Annotated in this window: 15 protein-coding genes and 2 pseudogenes; 6 read left to right on the forward strand and 11 right to left on the reverse strand. The window is 73.3% G+C overall.

The features are described from left to right. Positions 1–109: 109 nt before the first annotated feature. The 4 genes from QUE47_RS14990 to infC all read right to left on the reverse strand — a co-directional run bounded on the left by QUE47_RS14990 (position 110) and on the right by infC (position 2,924). Positions 110–1,090: a TrmH family RNA methyltransferase gene (locus QUE47_RS14990; protein WP_286217935.1), complete on the reverse strand. Its 981-nt coding sequence runs from the start codon at positions 1,088–1,090 to the stop codon at positions 110–112. Between the two features lie 32 nt (positions 1,091–1,122). Further along, positions 1,123–1,509 carry a 50S ribosomal protein L20 gene (rplT, locus tag QUE47_RS14995; RefSeq protein WP_286217936.1) on the reverse strand — a complete coding sequence of 129 codons (387 nt, stop codon included), beginning with the start codon at positions 1,507–1,509 and terminating at the stop codon, positions 1,123–1,125. 80 nt (positions 1,510–1,589) lie between these two features. Next, the gene (gene rpmI / locus QUE47_RS15000; RefSeq protein WP_286217937.1) at positions 1,590–1,784 is read right to left on the reverse strand and encodes a 50S ribosomal protein L35; all 195 of its coding nucleotides are present in this window, start codon (positions 1,782–1,784) and stop codon (positions 1,590–1,592) included. Between the two features lie 36 nt (positions 1,785–1,820). Then, entirely contained in the window at positions 1,821–2,924 is a 1,104-nt protein-coding gene (gene infC, locus QUE47_RS15005) for a translation initiation factor IF-3 (protein ID WP_350227759.1), read from the reverse strand. 537 nt (positions 2,925–3,461) lie between these two features. On the opposite strand from infC, the gene QUE47_RS15010 reads away from it, so the two are divergent. From QUE47_RS15010 to QUE47_RS15035, 6 genes and pseudogenes are all read left to right on the forward strand, one after another. Next, entirely contained in the window at positions 3,462–3,932 is a 471-nt protein-coding gene (locus QUE47_RS15010; protein WP_286219538.1) for a Fur family transcriptional regulator, read from the forward strand. A gap of 89 nt (positions 3,933–4,021) precedes the next feature. Further along, a pseudogene (locus QUE47_RS15015) lies at positions 4,022–5,532 on the forward strand (catalase). 115 nt (positions 5,533–5,647) lie between these two features. After that, on the forward strand, positions 5,648–5,998 hold the full coding sequence (locus QUE47_RS15020) for a DUF1844 domain-containing protein (protein WP_286217938.1): 351 nt from the start codon (positions 5,648–5,650) through the stop codon (positions 5,996–5,998). A gap of 260 nt (positions 5,999–6,258) precedes the next feature. Further along, positions 6,259–6,738, forward strand: a complete 480-nt coding sequence (locus QUE47_RS15025) for a hypothetical protein (protein WP_286217939.1) — start codon at positions 6,259–6,261, stop codon at positions 6,736–6,738. Between the two features lie 53 nt (positions 6,739–6,791). Beyond that, the gene (locus tag QUE47_RS15030) at positions 6,792–7,523 is read left to right on the forward strand and encodes a S1C family serine protease (protein WP_286217940.1); all 732 of its coding nucleotides are present in this window, start codon (positions 6,792–6,794) and stop codon (positions 7,521–7,523) included. A 132-nt stretch (positions 7,524–7,655) separates the two neighbouring features. Then, positions 7,656–8,282, forward strand: coding sequence for a hypothetical protein (locus QUE47_RS15035; protein WP_286217941.1), 627 nt, complete (start codon positions 7,656–7,658; stop codon positions 8,280–8,282). 108 nt (positions 8,283–8,390) lie between these two features. On the opposite strand, the gene QUE47_RS15040 is transcribed toward QUE47_RS15035, so the two are convergent. The 7 genes and pseudogenes from QUE47_RS15040 to QUE47_RS15070 all read right to left on the reverse strand — a co-directional run bounded on the left by QUE47_RS15040 (position 8,391) and on the right by QUE47_RS15070 (position 13,837). After that, the gene (locus tag QUE47_RS15040) at positions 8,391–9,110 is read right to left on the reverse strand and encodes an SseB family protein (RefSeq protein WP_286217942.1); all 720 of its coding nucleotides are present in this window, start codon (positions 9,108–9,110) and stop codon (positions 8,391–8,393) included. Further along, a complete protein-coding gene (gene priA, locus QUE47_RS15045) occupies positions 9,107–9,838 on the reverse strand; it encodes a bifunctional 1-(5-phosphoribosyl)-5-((5-phosphoribosylamino)methylideneamino)imidazole-4-carboxamide isomerase/phosphoribosylanthranilate isomerase PriA (RefSeq protein ID WP_286217943.1) in 732 nt (243 codons plus the stop codon). The genes QUE47_RS15040 and priA overlap by 4 nt, the downstream gene beginning before the upstream one ends. Before the next feature lie 77 nt (positions 9,839–9,915). After that, complete coding sequence (gene hisH, locus QUE47_RS15050) at positions 9,916–10,578, reverse strand: imidazole glycerol phosphate synthase subunit HisH (RefSeq protein WP_286217944.1); 663 nt, start codon at positions 10,576–10,578, stop codon at positions 9,916–9,918. Next, positions 10,575–11,360, reverse strand: a complete 786-nt coding sequence (locus QUE47_RS15055) for a hypothetical protein (protein WP_286217945.1) — start codon at positions 11,358–11,360, stop codon at positions 10,575–10,577. Before QUE47_RS15055 ends, hisH begins: the two co-directional genes overlap by 4 nt. Further along, on the reverse strand, positions 11,357–11,968 hold the full coding sequence (hisB, locus tag QUE47_RS15060) for an imidazoleglycerol-phosphate dehydratase HisB (RefSeq protein ID WP_286217946.1): 612 nt from the start codon (positions 11,966–11,968) through the stop codon (positions 11,357–11,359). The genes QUE47_RS15055 and hisB overlap by 4 nt, the downstream gene beginning before the upstream one ends. Next, positions 11,965–13,102: pseudogene (locus QUE47_RS15065) on the reverse strand (histidinol-phosphate transaminase). Before QUE47_RS15065 ends, hisB begins: the two are co-directional and overlap by 4 nt. A gap of 177 nt (positions 13,103–13,279) precedes the next feature. Then, positions 13,280–13,837, reverse strand: coding sequence for a Rieske (2Fe-2S) protein (locus tag QUE47_RS15070; RefSeq protein ID WP_286217947.1), 558 nt, complete (start codon positions 13,835–13,837; stop codon positions 13,280–13,282). Positions 13,838–14,064 lie beyond the last annotated feature (227 nt).

Genomic DNA, 14,064 nt, shown 5'->3' on the forward strand with positions numbered 1-14,064 from the left:
ACATGACTGCCTTCCGGACGGTTCGTGGGACGACGCGGGACGCACCCGGGCCGTCGGTCAGTCTAGGACGACGGCAGGACCGCGGTCGTCGGAGCCCGGCCCCGACCGGTCACGGCTGCTCGGGGACCCGGACGGTGCGCTGCGCCCTGCTGGACGCATAGAGGCACACCGTCGCGGCCGTCGCGAGGTTAAGCGACTCGGCGAGACCGCGGATCGGCACGCGCACCACGGCGTCCGCCAGGGCGAGATCGTCGTCGCGCAGGCCCCACGCCTCGTTGCCGAACAGCCACGCCGTCGGCGCGGCCAGGTCGGGGACCGTGCCGGGGCGTGCGGAGCCTCCCGGGCCCGCGACGTCCAGCAGGTCGTCCAGGTCGTGCTCGCCGCTGCCGTCGGCGGCGAGCACCACCAGGCCCGCTGCGCGAGCAGCGGCCACGGCCGCCTCGACCGACGGCCCGGTGACGACGGGCAGGTGGAACAGCGACCCCGCGGTCGAACGCACGACCTTCGGGTTGTGGACGTCGACGCTCTCCCCGGCGAGCACGACACCGTCCGCACCGGCGGCGTCCGCCGCGCGGACCACCGTGCCCGCGTTGCCGGGGTCCCGGACCGAGGCGAGCACGGCGACGAGACTCGGGGACCCCGAGAGGAGACCCTCGAGGGCGGGGGCCGCCGCGTCGTCCGACCCCTGCTCGGAACTCGAGCCTGCCGCTGCGCCCGCTGGACCCGCGGGCGCCGGACCTACGGCGCCGCGGCTCAGCGCCACGGCGAGCACACCCTGGCTATCCGGGCTCATCGTCCTCAGGACCTCGACCGACGCCACGTGGACGTACAGGCCGGCGGACAGGGCGCTCTGGACGATCTCGTCGTAGCGCACGGCCGCGTCGGGCGTGAGGTAGACGTCGCGCACGACCGGAGCCGCGTGCCGCACGAGCTCGCGGACCGACTGTGGCCCCTCGACGAGGAACTGCCCGTGACGCAGGCGCGCCGAACGCCCGGACAGTGCCCGCACCGCCCGGACCCGGTCGCTACGAGGATTCGTCAGCGTGGGTTCGGGCGGGACGGTCGCCTGCCCGTTGGGCTGGCGGTGCACGGTCCGGGCGTCCGGTGTCGGGCGGTGTGCCGTCAGGCCGCGACCTTGGGCGCGTTGACGTCGGCCGGGAGAGCCTTCTTCGCGACCTCGACGAGGGCGTTGAACGCCACGACGTCGTTGACCGCGAGGTCGGCGAGGACGCGACGGTCGACCGTGACCTCAGCGGCCTTGAGGCCCTGGATCAGACGGTTGTAGGTCAGGCCCTGCGCACGCGACGCAGCGTTGATGCGCTGGATCCACAGGCGGCGGAAGTCGCCCTTGCGAGCCTTGCGGTCGCGGTAGGAGTAGACGAGGGAGTGGGTGACCTGCTCCTTCGCCTTCCGGTAGAGGCGCGAGCGCTGGCCGCGGTAGCCCGCAGCGCGCTCGAGGGTCGTACGACGCTTCTTCTGGGCGTTGACCGCCCGCTTCACGCGTGCCACGTGATGCTCCTTGCAGTAGTTCGGGTCAGGAAAGGTGTGGGACGGCGTCCCTCACGCAGGGCGCGAGGTGCGCCGCGCGCTCACTTGCCGAGCAGCTTCTTGATCTTCTTCGCGTCGGCGGGCGCGACCTCGAGGTCGGCCGACAGGCGACGCGTCTTCGAGCTCGGCTTGTGCTCGAGCAGGTGGCGCTTGCCGGCCTGCTCGCGCATGACCTTTCCGGTGCCGGTGACGCGGAAGCGCTTCTTGGCGCCCGAGTGGGTCTTGTTCTTCGGCATGGCTGCCGTTCTCCTTGTGTCTGGCCGGTCCAACGTTCAGGACCGGCGGTTCGGGCCGCGACCGGGGACGGTTCGGCTCGGTGTCAGGTGGTCAGTTCGACGAGCCCTTGGGGGCTGGCCGGGGAGCCGGACGCGCGGCGGGCTTGGGCGCCGGGACGGGCTTGGGCTTGGCCGCGGGCTTCGGTGCGGCCGCAGGCTTCGGGGTGGCGGCCGGAGCCGCGGCCTTCGCCGGCTTCGGTGCAGATGCCGCCGGGGTCGCGGGCGTGCTCTGAGCGTCCGACCCGGCAGAGCTGCGGGGTGCAGCAGCCCGAGGCGCCGAGGCCCGCGGGGCGGACGACCGCGGCGCGGGGCTCCGGGGAGCCGTCGCCCGAGGTGCCGACGTACGCGGCGCCGCGGCGCGCGGCGCCGGGGTCGCGACGGTGGACTCGGCAGCCTGGACGCGGTCCGCGAAGGACTCCGACTCGGGAGCGGACTCCCCTCCGACGACGATCCGCTGGCGGGAGCGCCACGCTCGGCGCGCTCGGCGGCCTTCGCGGCTGCTTCCTTCTCGCGACGCGAGCCGCGGACCGGAGCCGCCTCGGGCTCGGGCTCGGCAGCCTTCTGCTTGCGCTGCTCGACCTTGGCCTCGGCCTTCTTCTTGGTCGGGCCCAGGACCATGGTCATGTTGCGCCCGTCCTGCTTCGGCATGCTCTCGACGAAGCCGAGCTCGGCGACGTCCTCGGCGAGCCGCTGCAGCAGCCGGACACCCATCTCGGGGCGCGACTGCTCACGTCCGCGGAACATGATCATGACCTTGACCTTGTCCCCGGCCTTGAGGAAGCGGACGACGTGACCCTTCTTGGTCTCGTAGTCGTGCGGGTCGATCTTGAGACGGAACCGGATCTCCTTGAGGATCGTGTTCGTCTGGTTGCGCCGCGCCTCGCGCGCCTTCATGTCGGACTCGTACTTGAACTTGCCGAAGTCCATGAGCTTGCAGACGGGCGGACGTGCGTCCGGCGCCACCTCGACGAGGTCGAGGTCTGCGTCTTGGGCAAGGCTCAGGGCCACCTCGGTGCGGACGACGCCGACCTGCTCCCCGCCGGGACCGATGAGTCGGACCTCGGGGACGCGGATCCGATCGTTGATACGAGGCTCGCTGATGTGATGCTCCTAGGAAGTCGTCGGTCGACCACCAGGCACGGGAAAGGCCCCCGGTCCTGGATGCAGGTGGGGGCCCGTAGACGTCTCACGACGCACCTCTCGGTGCGCGGCGCGGTGCGGCACCTCGACGAGGCGACGCACCGTAGTGACGGAACCCGATCTCCGTCGCGGCGACGCACGCTGTGTTCTTCGCGGGCGCAGTCGACGGTCGAGATCAAGGTGGGAACGGATCCACTTGCACACCCGGCGCACGATCCACCGGGTCGGTCAGCCACAAAGTCTAGCACGGCGGGGGCCGGGCCCTGAAGCGGCGACGCTTCATCTCCAGCGAGCACCTCTGGATCCGTTCCATTTCTGGAACTATTCCAGATTGTGTGGTTGGCTCGGACCATGCACACCGACGCGACCGCCAGCGAGCCCCGCCGGGGTCCTGCCGACGGGCTCGTCGACGGGACCCGTGCCGCGAGGCACCACGGCGACGGGAACCACGTCGGCGCCGCCCGACCGGCCGGACCGGCAGCGCTCCGTGCCCGCGGCCTGCGCGCCACCGCGACCCGCCTCGCCGTGCTCGAGGCGCTCGGCGAGGAAGCGCACGCGACGACCGACACCGTGACCCGGGCGGTCACCGCCCGCCTCGGGAGCGTCTCCGTCCAGGCGGTCTACGACGTCCTGCGCGTGCTCACGGAGAACGGGCTCGTCCACCGCATCGAGCCGGCCGGCCACCCGGCCAGGTACGAGCTGCGGGTGGGCGACAACCACCACCACCTCGTGTGCCGCACGTGCGGCAGCATCGAGGACGTCGACTGCGCGGTCGGTGCCGCACCGTGCCTGACCCCCAGCCTCGCGACCGGCCCCACTGCCGGCCTGGCTGCCGGCCTGACCGGCTTCCGCGTGGACGAGGCGGAAGTCATCTACTGGGGCACCTGCGGCGCCTGCTCGGCGGCATCCGGCCCAGCGCAGGTCGAGCCCGCGAACCGCTCGGAGCGCTCAGTGCGGTCGGCGAACTAGCTCCGGACACCGCTGCACATCCTGATCTGCACGACCAGCACGACCTGTACGAACGCGTCACCACCCATCAACCGATGACAGGGAGAACCATGAGCACCCCCTTCACCACGAACAACGCCGGAGCACCTGTGGCGTCCGACGCCCACGCCCAGACCGTCGGGCCCGACGGTCCGGTCGTGCTCCACGACCACTACCTGGTCGAGAAGCTCGCCCAGTTCAACCGCGAGCGCGTTCCCGAGCGGGTGGTGCACGCCAAGGGCGGCGGCGCCTTCGGCACGTTCACCGTCACGGGCGACGTGTCCGCGTACACACGGGCCGCCGTCTTCCAGCCCGGCACGCAGACCGAGATGCTCGCCCGCTTCTCGTCCGTCGCCGGTGAGCACGGCTCCCCCGACACGTGGCGCGACCCGCGCGGCTTCGCGCTGAAGTTCTACACGTCCGAGGGCAACTACGACCTCGTGGGCAACAACACGCCGGTGTTCTTCCTGCGCGACGGCATCAAGTTCCCCGACTTCATCCGCTCGCAGAAGCGCCTCCCGGGCTCGAACCTGCGCGACAACGACATGCAGTGGGACTTCTGGTCCCTCTCCCCGAGTCGGCGCACCAGGTCACCTGGCTCATGGGTGACCGCGGCCTCCCGCGCTCGTGGCGCGAGATGAACGGCTACGGCTCGCACACCTACCAGTGGCTCAACGCCGCCGGCGAGAAGTTCTGGGTCAAGTACCACTTCATCAGCGAGCAGGGCGTCCACAACATGACGGGCGACGAGGCCGCGCAGCTCGCCGGGTCCGACGCCGACCACCACATCCGCGACCTGTACGAGCACATCGAGGCCGGCGAGCACCCGCGCTGGAAGCTCTCGGTCCAGGTCATGCCCTACGAGGACGCCAAGGACTACCGCTTCAACCCGTTCGACCTCACGAAGGTCTGGCCCCACGCCGACTACCCGCTCATCGAGGTCGGCACGATGGAGCTCAACCGCAACCCCGAGAACTACTTCGCCGAGATCGAGCAGGCCACGTTCGCGCCTTCGAACTTCGTGCCGGGGATCGCGACCAGCCCGGACAAGATGCTGCTCGCCCGCATCTTCTCCTACGCCGACGCCCACCGGTACCGCGTGGGCACGAACCACGCGCAGCTCCCGGTGAACGCGCCGAAGACTGACGACGCCGGTCACTCGTACGCCAAGGACGGCGCGATGCGCTTCGGGTTCTCGGGCTCCTCCACCCCGGTCTACGCCCCGAACTCCCTGGGCGGGGCGCACGCCGACCCGCAGCGTGCGGCGGAGTCCTCCGGCTGGGAGTCGGACGGCGACCTCGTCCGGTCCGCCGCCACCCTGCACTCCGAGGACGACGACTTCGGGCAGGCCGGCACGCTCTACCGCGACGTCTACGACGACGGGGAGAAGGCCCGGTTCCTCGAGCAGATCACCGGTCACGTCGGCGCGGTCAAGAGCGACGAGATCCGCGAGCGCGCGATCGGCTACTGGACGAACGTCGACGCCGACCTCGGCGCGCAGCTGCGGCACGCGCTCACGGTCGAGGACGCACCGATCGAGGCCGGCGAGCCCGGCACGGCGTCGGAGCCCGTCTCCGTCTGACCGTCCGCTCCACGCCGTACCGACGCCGGCCCGCTCTCCGCACGGAGGGCGGGCCGGCGTCGTGCCGGCACATGCCGCGTTCCACGACCCCGACCTCCTCTGGGATGATGTCGTCATGTCCGAGACGAACGATCTGCACCAGTCCGAGGCGCGCGACATCGCTGACGTCGCCGCCGTCGAGGTCATCACGACCGCCGCCGTCCACCTCATGAGCGCCGCGGCCGTCAAGTGCGGGCTCGCCGAGGACTCCGACGCCGCCGGGCACCTGGACCTCGACGAGGCACGCAAGCTGATCACGGCGCTGGCCGCCCTGGTGACGGCGAGCGCGCCGGACATCGGCAACCAGCACGCGCGCTCGCTGCGCGACGGCCTGCGCTCGTTGCAGCTCGCGTTCCGCGAGGCCTCGGTCGTCCCGGACGCGCTCGGCGAGGGCCCGGGCGAGAAGTACACGGGCGCGGTCAGTTGACCGACCCGCACCCGTGGGACGCGTCGGGTCACGACCGCCCCGCGGGACAGGCGGCGCCGGCCGGCGACCCGCCGCGCACGTTCGATGCCGATCGCGCGTGGCCGCAGGGAGCGCCGCCGCCGTCGCCTCCGCTGCCGGGCACCGAGGCTGATGCCTCGGCGGACCGGCGACCACCGGTCCTGCCGGGGCTGGAACCCGCGGAGCCGACGTACGCACCGTCGCACGCGACACCGCGCCGCCGCCGTGGCGCCGTCCCCGTCGTGCTCGGGATCCTCCTCGCGCTGGCCCTCGGCGCGGCCGCGTACCTCTGGCTGACGACGACCCGCTGGCAGGAGTCCAGCAGCGAGTGGGAGTCGAACGCGCGTGAGCTGGGCGACGAGGTCGCCTCGCTGACCGCGGAGCTCGGGGCGACGGCGGCGGACCTCGAGACGGCGAAGACCCAGCTGGACGCCGCGCAGACCAGGATCGACGAGCTCGCGAACGAGAAGGCGCAGCTCGGGGACGACCAGGCCGTGTCAGACCAGTACCTCGACTACCAGCAGCGGGTCTCCGAGGCTGCCGGCACGGTCGCGCTGTCGCTCGACCGGTGCATCGACGGGCAGGCCCAGCTCATCGAGTACCTCCGCGACGCCGACTCCTACGACCCCGACGAGCTCTCGCGCTTCGCGTCCGACGTCGACGACCTGTGCTCGTCCGCGAAGGACGCGAACACCCGCCTGCAGTCCGCGCTCGACGGATGAACCGCCACCACGGCCGGGCTCCGCGCGGCTCCCTCCGACGGACCCGGACGTCGGTGGCACACGCTGCCGTCGCCCTCGTGCTCGTCGCCGGCACGACCGCCGGCTGCGGCGTGCTGCCGCCGCTGCCCGACCCCGTCCCGGCCCCCTCGAGCCTCGTCCCCGACGAGGCGGCGACCCTGCTCGACGGGGAGCCCGCGGACGCGACCGTCGACGACACGTCTCTGCGGCCCATGGCGGTCAGGATCCGCAACGTCCAGTGCGACGGGGTGTCCACCGGTTCGGGCTTCGCCCTGGACGCCCGGACGCTCGTCACGAACCGCCACGTGGTCGAGAGCTCGAGGTCGCTCGAGATCGCGACGTATGACGGCCAGGACATCGAGGTCGAGGAGATCCTCGCCACGGACGTGGCGGACCTCGCGCTGGTGCGCACCACGGCGGACCTTCCCGCGCACCCCGAGCTCGCGGACGACGACCCCGAGCAAGGGGACGACGTCACGGTCGTCGGCTACCCCGAGGGCGGGCGGCTCACGCTCTCGCGCGGCACCGTGCTGGGCACGACGGACGACCCGTTGTACTCCAACCTCGGCCAGGTCCTCCTGACCGATGCGGAGGTCGAACCGGGCTCCTCGGGCTCGGCGGCTCTCGACGACGACGCCGAGGTGATCGGTGTGGTCTACGCGAAGGCGGACGGCGGCCGCAGCCTGCTCGTGCCCGTCTCCACCCTGGACTCGCTCCTCGACGACGCGGGGACCTTCGCGCCGCTCGACGGGTGCGACGGCGGCTGAGTACCGCGCCTCAGGGCGCGCAGCCCCCGATCGGTGAGTGCGCTGTCCCCGATCGGAACGGAGTGCGACGTGCTCGGAGCGCGGTGCGCCGGAGCACTAGCGCGGCGGGCGTGAGGTCCGTAGTTTGATGCCATGACCGAGGACACCCGCACGTTCAGCCCTGACCTGTCCCGACTCACGGACGCAGCCGACAGCTCCTTCTCCGTCCGGCGTGCGTTCGGCGAGCCGTACGAGCACCAGGGGACCCTCCTGGTCCCGGTCGCGAAGGTCTGGGGTGCGACGGGCACCGGCTCGGGTGGTGGGACCGGGAGCGGCACCGGTGCCGGCAGCGGTAGCGGCACGGGGAGCGGGAACGGCAGCGGCAACGGCGGGTCTCCGTTCTCGTTCAGCCGACGCGTCCGCGTGGGCTCGCACTCGGACGACGGACCCGGCGCGGAGGCGGCCGACAGCGCCTCGAGCACCGCGACCGACAGCGCAGCAGACCCGTCGACCCGCGGCGGAGCCAACGGTGAGGCTCGGGGCGAGGCGAACGGCGAAGCGCGCGGCGAGGCCAACGGGGAGGCTCACGGCGAGGGCGGCGGCGGTGGCGGCGGGTACGGGCTGCGCGTCAAGGCCCTCGGCGTCTACGCGATCTCGCCCACCGGTGACGTCCGCTGGCAGCCGGCGCTCGACCTCAACCGCGTGCTCGTCGGCGGCCAGGCCGTCGCCGCCGTGGCCGCCGTCGCTCTCGGGTGGGCGCTGGGTCGCCGCCGCCGCTGAGCGACACCCCCGCGCCTCAGGACCCAGAAGGTCCGGTCGGGCGGGACGCCGGGACCGGGCACCGCTCGGACGCGCGATCTCGGCACGCGACGAGCCGAGGGCCCGCCGTCAGTCCGCTCGACCGATGCGCAGCTCCAGGGAGTCGACCTTCTCCCCGATGATCTTGCTCTTCGCGAGCGAGGCGTTCACCTGGCTGAGCACGAGGTCGAGCCCGGCGCGGTCGAGTCCGGAGTGGATCGCGAGCACCACGGCGACCTCGGCCTTGCGGCCCGGCTCCGCGCGGACCGAGGCGACGTGGATCAGACCACCGACCGCGGCCTCGACGGCGGCCTGGACCTCCGGGTCGACGACGCCGTCCTCGACCGCCGGGGCCCAGGGCTTGCCCTGACCGAGCGCCCACACCGCGGGACGAGGGATCAGCACCGTGTGCGGCCCGGCGGGGTCCACGACGAGCAGCGACCAGCTCTCGGACACCGCCGACTGCGCTGCGCGCGGCGTCTCGACGGGCACCGGCCGCGCGTCCTGCCGCCACCTGGCCATCGCGTCCACCGAGGTGAACACCGGCAGCGCACGCCTGCCGTCGGGCGACTCGAGCGCGACCACTCCCGAGGACGCCTCGCGGTCCACGGTGCCGTGCTCGCCCTCCTCGGTCACCTCTGCCTCCGCGAGGACCGGGACCAGCACGCGCGCGGGGGCGAGAGCGCCCACGACGTCGCGCAGCGGCGCACCTCCGGCCGCGTGCGCGGCGATCACGGCCTCGAGCACCGGGTCGGCGCTGCCGTCGTCGCCGGCGAACGACGAGGACGGCGGCAGCGCGCGGCCCGTCACGGCCGACCCGCGACGTCGAGGGCTTCCGGGAGCGTGAACGCGCCGGCGTACAGCGCCTTGCCGACGATCGCCCCCTCGATCCCCTCACCGACGACGGACCGGAGCGCCACCAGGTCGTCGAGCCCGGAGATCCCGCCGGACGCGACGACCGGGGAGTCGGTGCGCGCTGCGACCTGGCGCAGGAGGTCGATGTTCGGGCCGCGCAGCGTCCCGTCCTTCGTCACGTCGGTCACGACGTAGCGGGGGCACCCCGCGGACTCGAGCCGGTCGAGCACCTCCCAGAGGTCACCGCCGTCACGTGTCCACCCGCGTGCGGCGAGCGTGGTGCCTCGGACGTCGAGGCCGACCGCGACCCGGTCGCCGTGCTCGCTGATCACGCGCGCGGTCCACTCCGGGTTCTCCAGCGCCGCGGTGCCGAGGTTGACCCTGCGGCACCCCGTGGCGAGCGCGCGCGCGAGCGAGTCGTCGTCACGGATCCCGCCGGAGAGCTCGACCTGGACGTCCAGCCGACCGACGACGTCCGCCAGCAGCTCGGCGTTGGACCCGCGACCGAAGGCCGCGTCCAGGTCGACGAGGTGGATCCACTCCGCACCGCCCGACTGCCAGTCGAGGGCCGCCGACAGCGGGTCGCCGTAGGAGGTCTCCGAGCCGGCCTCACCCTGGACGAGACGTACGGCCTGGCCGTCCGCGACGTCGACGGCAGGCAGCAGGACGAGACGTTCGCTCATGATGGAACCCTTTCTCAGGTGCGGCGCCCGTCGCTGTCGCGGGTGCCGGCGATGGTCGATCCGGCGCGGTGCCGGGCTCAGAGTGTTCGTAGCCAGTTCGACAGCAGCGCTGCCCCGGCGTCCCCGGACTTCTCGGGGTGGAACTGGGTGGCGCACAACGGACCGTTCTCGACGGCGGCCACGAACGGGCCGCCGTGGTCCGCCCAGGTGACGAGCGGGCGCCGGAAGTGGCTGTCGGCGGGCTCGTCCGTGCCGAGCGCGAACGACCTCGCCGCGTAGGAGTGCACGAAATAGAAGTGCTCGTCGGAGATGCCCTCGAACAGCCGCGAGCCCTCGGGTGCCCGGACGGTGTCCCATCCCATGTGCGGGACGACCTCGGCCTCGAGCCGGTCGACGACCCCGGGCCACTGCGCGAGCCCCTCGGTCTCCACGCCGTGCTCGACCCCCGAGCCGAAGAGCACCTGCAGGCCGACGCAGATGCCGAGCACGGGACGGCCGCCCGCGAGCCGGCGCTCGACGACCTGGTCGCCGCGCACCGCACGCAGACCGGCCATCACCGCCGCGAACGCACCCACGCCGGGCACGACGAGACCGTCCGCCGACATCGCCGCGTCGCGGTCCGCCGTCAGCTCGACGCGGGCACCGACCCGCTCGAGAGCGCGGACGGCGGAACGGACGTTCCCGAACCCGTAGTCGAGGACGACGACCGACGGGCCGCTCGATCCCACCGCGTCGCTCACTTCTTCTTGCGCGCCTTGCGCGCCGCCGCGGCGAACATCCGCACGGCCTTGAGCCGGGAGACCGACGACGTCGGCACGACCCCGGCGAGGTCGGCCGGGTCGGCGTCGGCCACGAGGACGTCCTCGAGCGCCTCGGGGGCGCCGCCGAGGACGAGACCGGGGGCGAGCTCGTCCTCGGCAGCGCCGTCCTGCCAGCGCCGGGCGGAGAGCTGCTCGCCGCGCTTCTCGACCAGCACGAACGGCACCCCGGCGACCAGCTTCGACAGTGCCGCGGCGGCGTCCTGCGGTGCACCGTCCGACCGCGCGGACAGCACGACGAAGGCACCGACCTTGGTGGGCACCACGTCGCCGTCGACGCCGGCGACGGAGCACACCGCGGCCAGCGGCTGGGCGCCGGCGATCTGCGTCATCACCACGGCCAGCTCCGGGTCCGCGGACGCACCGCCCAGCCCGGAGAGGTCGTCCGGCACCTCGAAGTCCACGTCGTCCGCGGCGTCGTGAGCCACCGCTCCCCCGTGTCCGGCACCCCCGGCACCGCCGGCACCCCCGGCACCGCCGTCAGCCCCGGCACCGTCGGCGTCACGGGTTTCGTCGCGGGAACCGTCAGTACCGCGGTCGTCGCCGTCCGGGCTCGTCGCCCGCTGCGGCGCGCCGAGCGCGTCCGCGGAGTCGGACGCCGCAGCGCCTGCCGGTCCGTCGAGCAGGCTCGAGAGGTCGTCGGGCACCTCGAAGCGGGGCTCGTCCTCGCCACCGACGCCGTCGCGGGGATCCGTCGTGCTCACAGCGCACCCTTCGTGGACGGGATGCCGTCGACCCGGGGGTCGACAGCGACGGCTGCGCGGAGCGCGCGGGCCAGCGCCTTGAACTGCGCCTCGACGATGTGGTGCGGGTCGCGCCCGGCGAGTACCCGGACGTGGAGGCAGATCGCGGCGTGGTGGGCGATCGACTCGAGCACGTGCCGCGTCAGCGATCCCGTGAAGTGCCCGCCGATCAGGTGGTACTCCTGCCCCGCAGGCTCCCCGGAGTGCACGAGGTACGGCCTGCCGGACACGTCGACGACCGCGTGGGCGAGCGCCTCGTCGAGCGGGACGCACGCGTCACCGAACCGGGCGATACCTGCCTTGTCGCCGAGCGCCTCGCGCAGCGCCTGCCCGAGCACGATCGCGGTGTCCTCGACGGTGTGGTGCGCGTCGATCTCCGTGTCCCCGCTCGAGCGGACCGTGAGGTCGATGAGGGAGTGCTTGCCGAGCGCCGTGAGCATGTGGTCGAAGAACGGGACGGTCGTGGAGACGTCCGTCCGTCCCGTGCCGTCGAGGTCGAGCTCGACGAGCACGGTCGACTCCGACGTCGAGCGCTCGATGCGCGCCGCGCGCCGGTCGGTGAGCTTCACAGTCCTGCCACCTCCACCAGGGCGTCCTTGAACGCCGTCATCTCTTCCGGTGTGCCGACCGACACCCGGAGCCAACCCTCGGGGCCCACGACGCGGACGAGGATCCCTCGGTCGAGCAGACCCTGCCAGATCGCGTCGCGGTCGTCGAACCGCCCGAACAGCACGAAGTTCGCGTCGGAGTCGGCCACCTGCAGGGGCTCTCCCCGCGGGTCCGCGAGCGCAGCCAGGCGACGAGCCCGTCACGCTCGGCCCGCAGGTCGTCGACCTGGGCGAGGAGCGAGTCGGCGTGCTTGAGCGCGGCCCGCGCCACCGCCTGGGTCACCCCGGACAGGTGGTACGGCAGACGTACGACGCGCAGCGCGTCCACGAACGCGGCCGACGCGGCGAGGTACCCGACGCGGGCTCCCGCGAGCGCGAAGGCCTTGGACATCGTGCGGCTCACCGCGAGGTTCGGGTATCGGTCGAGGAGCTCGAGGGCCGAGGGGTCCCGGCGCGCCGGAACTCCCCGTAGGCCTCGTCGACGACGACCACCGCGGGTGCGTGCCCGGAGGTCGTCGGGACCTCGACGTCGAGCGCCGCCTCGCAGACCGCGGCGACGGTCTCCGGGCGCAGCGCGGTGCCGGTGGGGTTGTTCGGGCTGGCGAGGAGCACGACCGAGGGCTGCTCGGCCCGGACGGTCGCGGCGGCCGCCGCGGGGTCGAGAGTGAAGTCGTCCTCCCGGCGTCCCTGCACCCAGCGGGTCGCGGTGTCCCGGGCGTACTCCGGGTACATCGAGTAGGTCGGCGCGAAAGACAGCGCGGTCCGTCCCGGCCCTCCGAACGCCTGCAGCACGTGGAGCATGACCTCGTTCGAGCCGTTCGCGGCCCAGATCTGCTCGACGGCCAGACGGACGCCGGACTCCTTCGCGAGGAAGTCAGCGAGATCGGACCGGAGCGCCGGGAAGTCGCGGTCGGGGTACCGGTTGAGGCCGCTCGCCGCCGTCGCCACGTCGGCGGCGATCGTGGCGACGACCTCGGCCGAGGGCGGGTACGGGTTCTCATTGACGTTGAGCAGGACGGGCACGTCGAGCTGCGGCGCACCGTAGGGTTCGAGTCCTGCGTGCTCGGGTCGGACCGGCAGTACGTTCGCGCCCAGCGAGGGCTGGGAGCCGGCCGCGCTCGGCGCACCCGGACCGGTCGGCCGTGCCGGGGTCGACGAGGCTGGGGTGGAGGTCGACGTCACGCCCACAGTCTACGGATGTCGCGCTGGGCCCGGTCCCGCCGTCCACGAGCGCTGCGCGGCGCTTCCCGCCGGCACGGGTCCACGCTCGGCTCAGGCGAGGACGACGTCCCCGCCGGACACCTCGACCGGGACCTCGGGCAGCGGTTCGGGCGCCGGGCCGGACTCGACCGACCCGTCGGCGAGCGCGAACGACGAGGCGTGGCAGGGGCAGCGCAGCGCGTCCCCGTCAGGCGCGACGGTGCAGCCCTGGTGCGTGCAGACGGCGCTGAAGGCGTGGACCTCCCCCTCCGTCGGCTGGGTGACCAGGAGCGGGACGCCGTCCGACGTCTCGACCGCGATCGCCCCACCGACCGGGACGTCCGCGAGCGCGACCAGCGAGGCGGCCGCCGCACCGCCGGACGGGTCCTCGCTCGGGGCGTCGGACGAGGGTGGGGCCCCTCCCGCGGTCTCGCTGCCGGAGCTCGCCCCGCCGCCGGAGCTCACGCCGCAGGCGGCGAGGACGAGGGCGCCCGCGCCGGCTCCGGCGCCCGCGACGACGGCTCGCCTCGTCGGGCCGCTCGGCACGTCGGCCCCGGGACCGGCCGCGCACCGCCCGGTGCACCGGTGGGCCCGCTCGAGGACGTCGTCCGACTGCGTGTCACTGTCCATGACCCCATCGAACCCCGAGCCACGGGCGGCGGCACCCCGGAGGACCTGACGGTCGCATGACAGGCACCGGACGAGAGGGGTGGAAAGGCGCGCACGGCGATCCCCAGGATCCCCGCCGGGTCCGCCGGATGTCTGCGGCCGCCCCTACGATCGACGCATGGGACCCGAGGCCGACCGCACGCACGCAGCGAGCCCGCGCGACGCCGACCCGGCCGACGCGCCGCACG

The organism is Paraoerskovia sediminicola (genome assembly GCF_030296575.1).
In the GTDB taxonomy this organism is placed as follows: Bacteria; Actinomycetota; Actinomycetes; order Actinomycetales; family Cellulomonadaceae; genus Paraoerskovia; species Paraoerskovia sediminicola.

Bases quoted from the DNA above. Each gene is read 5' to 3' on its own strand.
- rpmI (WP_286217937.1), bottom strand. From the start codon at position 1,784: ATGCCGAAGAACAAGACCCACTCGGGCGCCAAGAAGCGCTTCCGCGTC.
- priA (WP_286217943.1), bottom strand. From the start codon at position 9,838: ATGAGCGAACGTCTCGTCCTGCTGCCTGCCGTCGACGTCGCGGACGGC.
- QUE47_RS15070 (WP_286217947.1), bottom strand. From the start codon at position 13,837: ATGGACAGTGACACGCAGTCGGACGACGTCCTCGAGCGGGCCCACCGG.
- QUE47_RS15020 (WP_286217938.1), top strand. From the start codon at position 5,648: ATGTCCGAGACGAACGATCTGCACCAGTCCGAGGCGCGCGACATCGCT.
- QUE47_RS15035 (WP_286217941.1), top strand. From the start codon at position 7,656: ATGACCGAGGACACCCGCACGTTCAGCCCTGACCTGTCCCGACTCACG.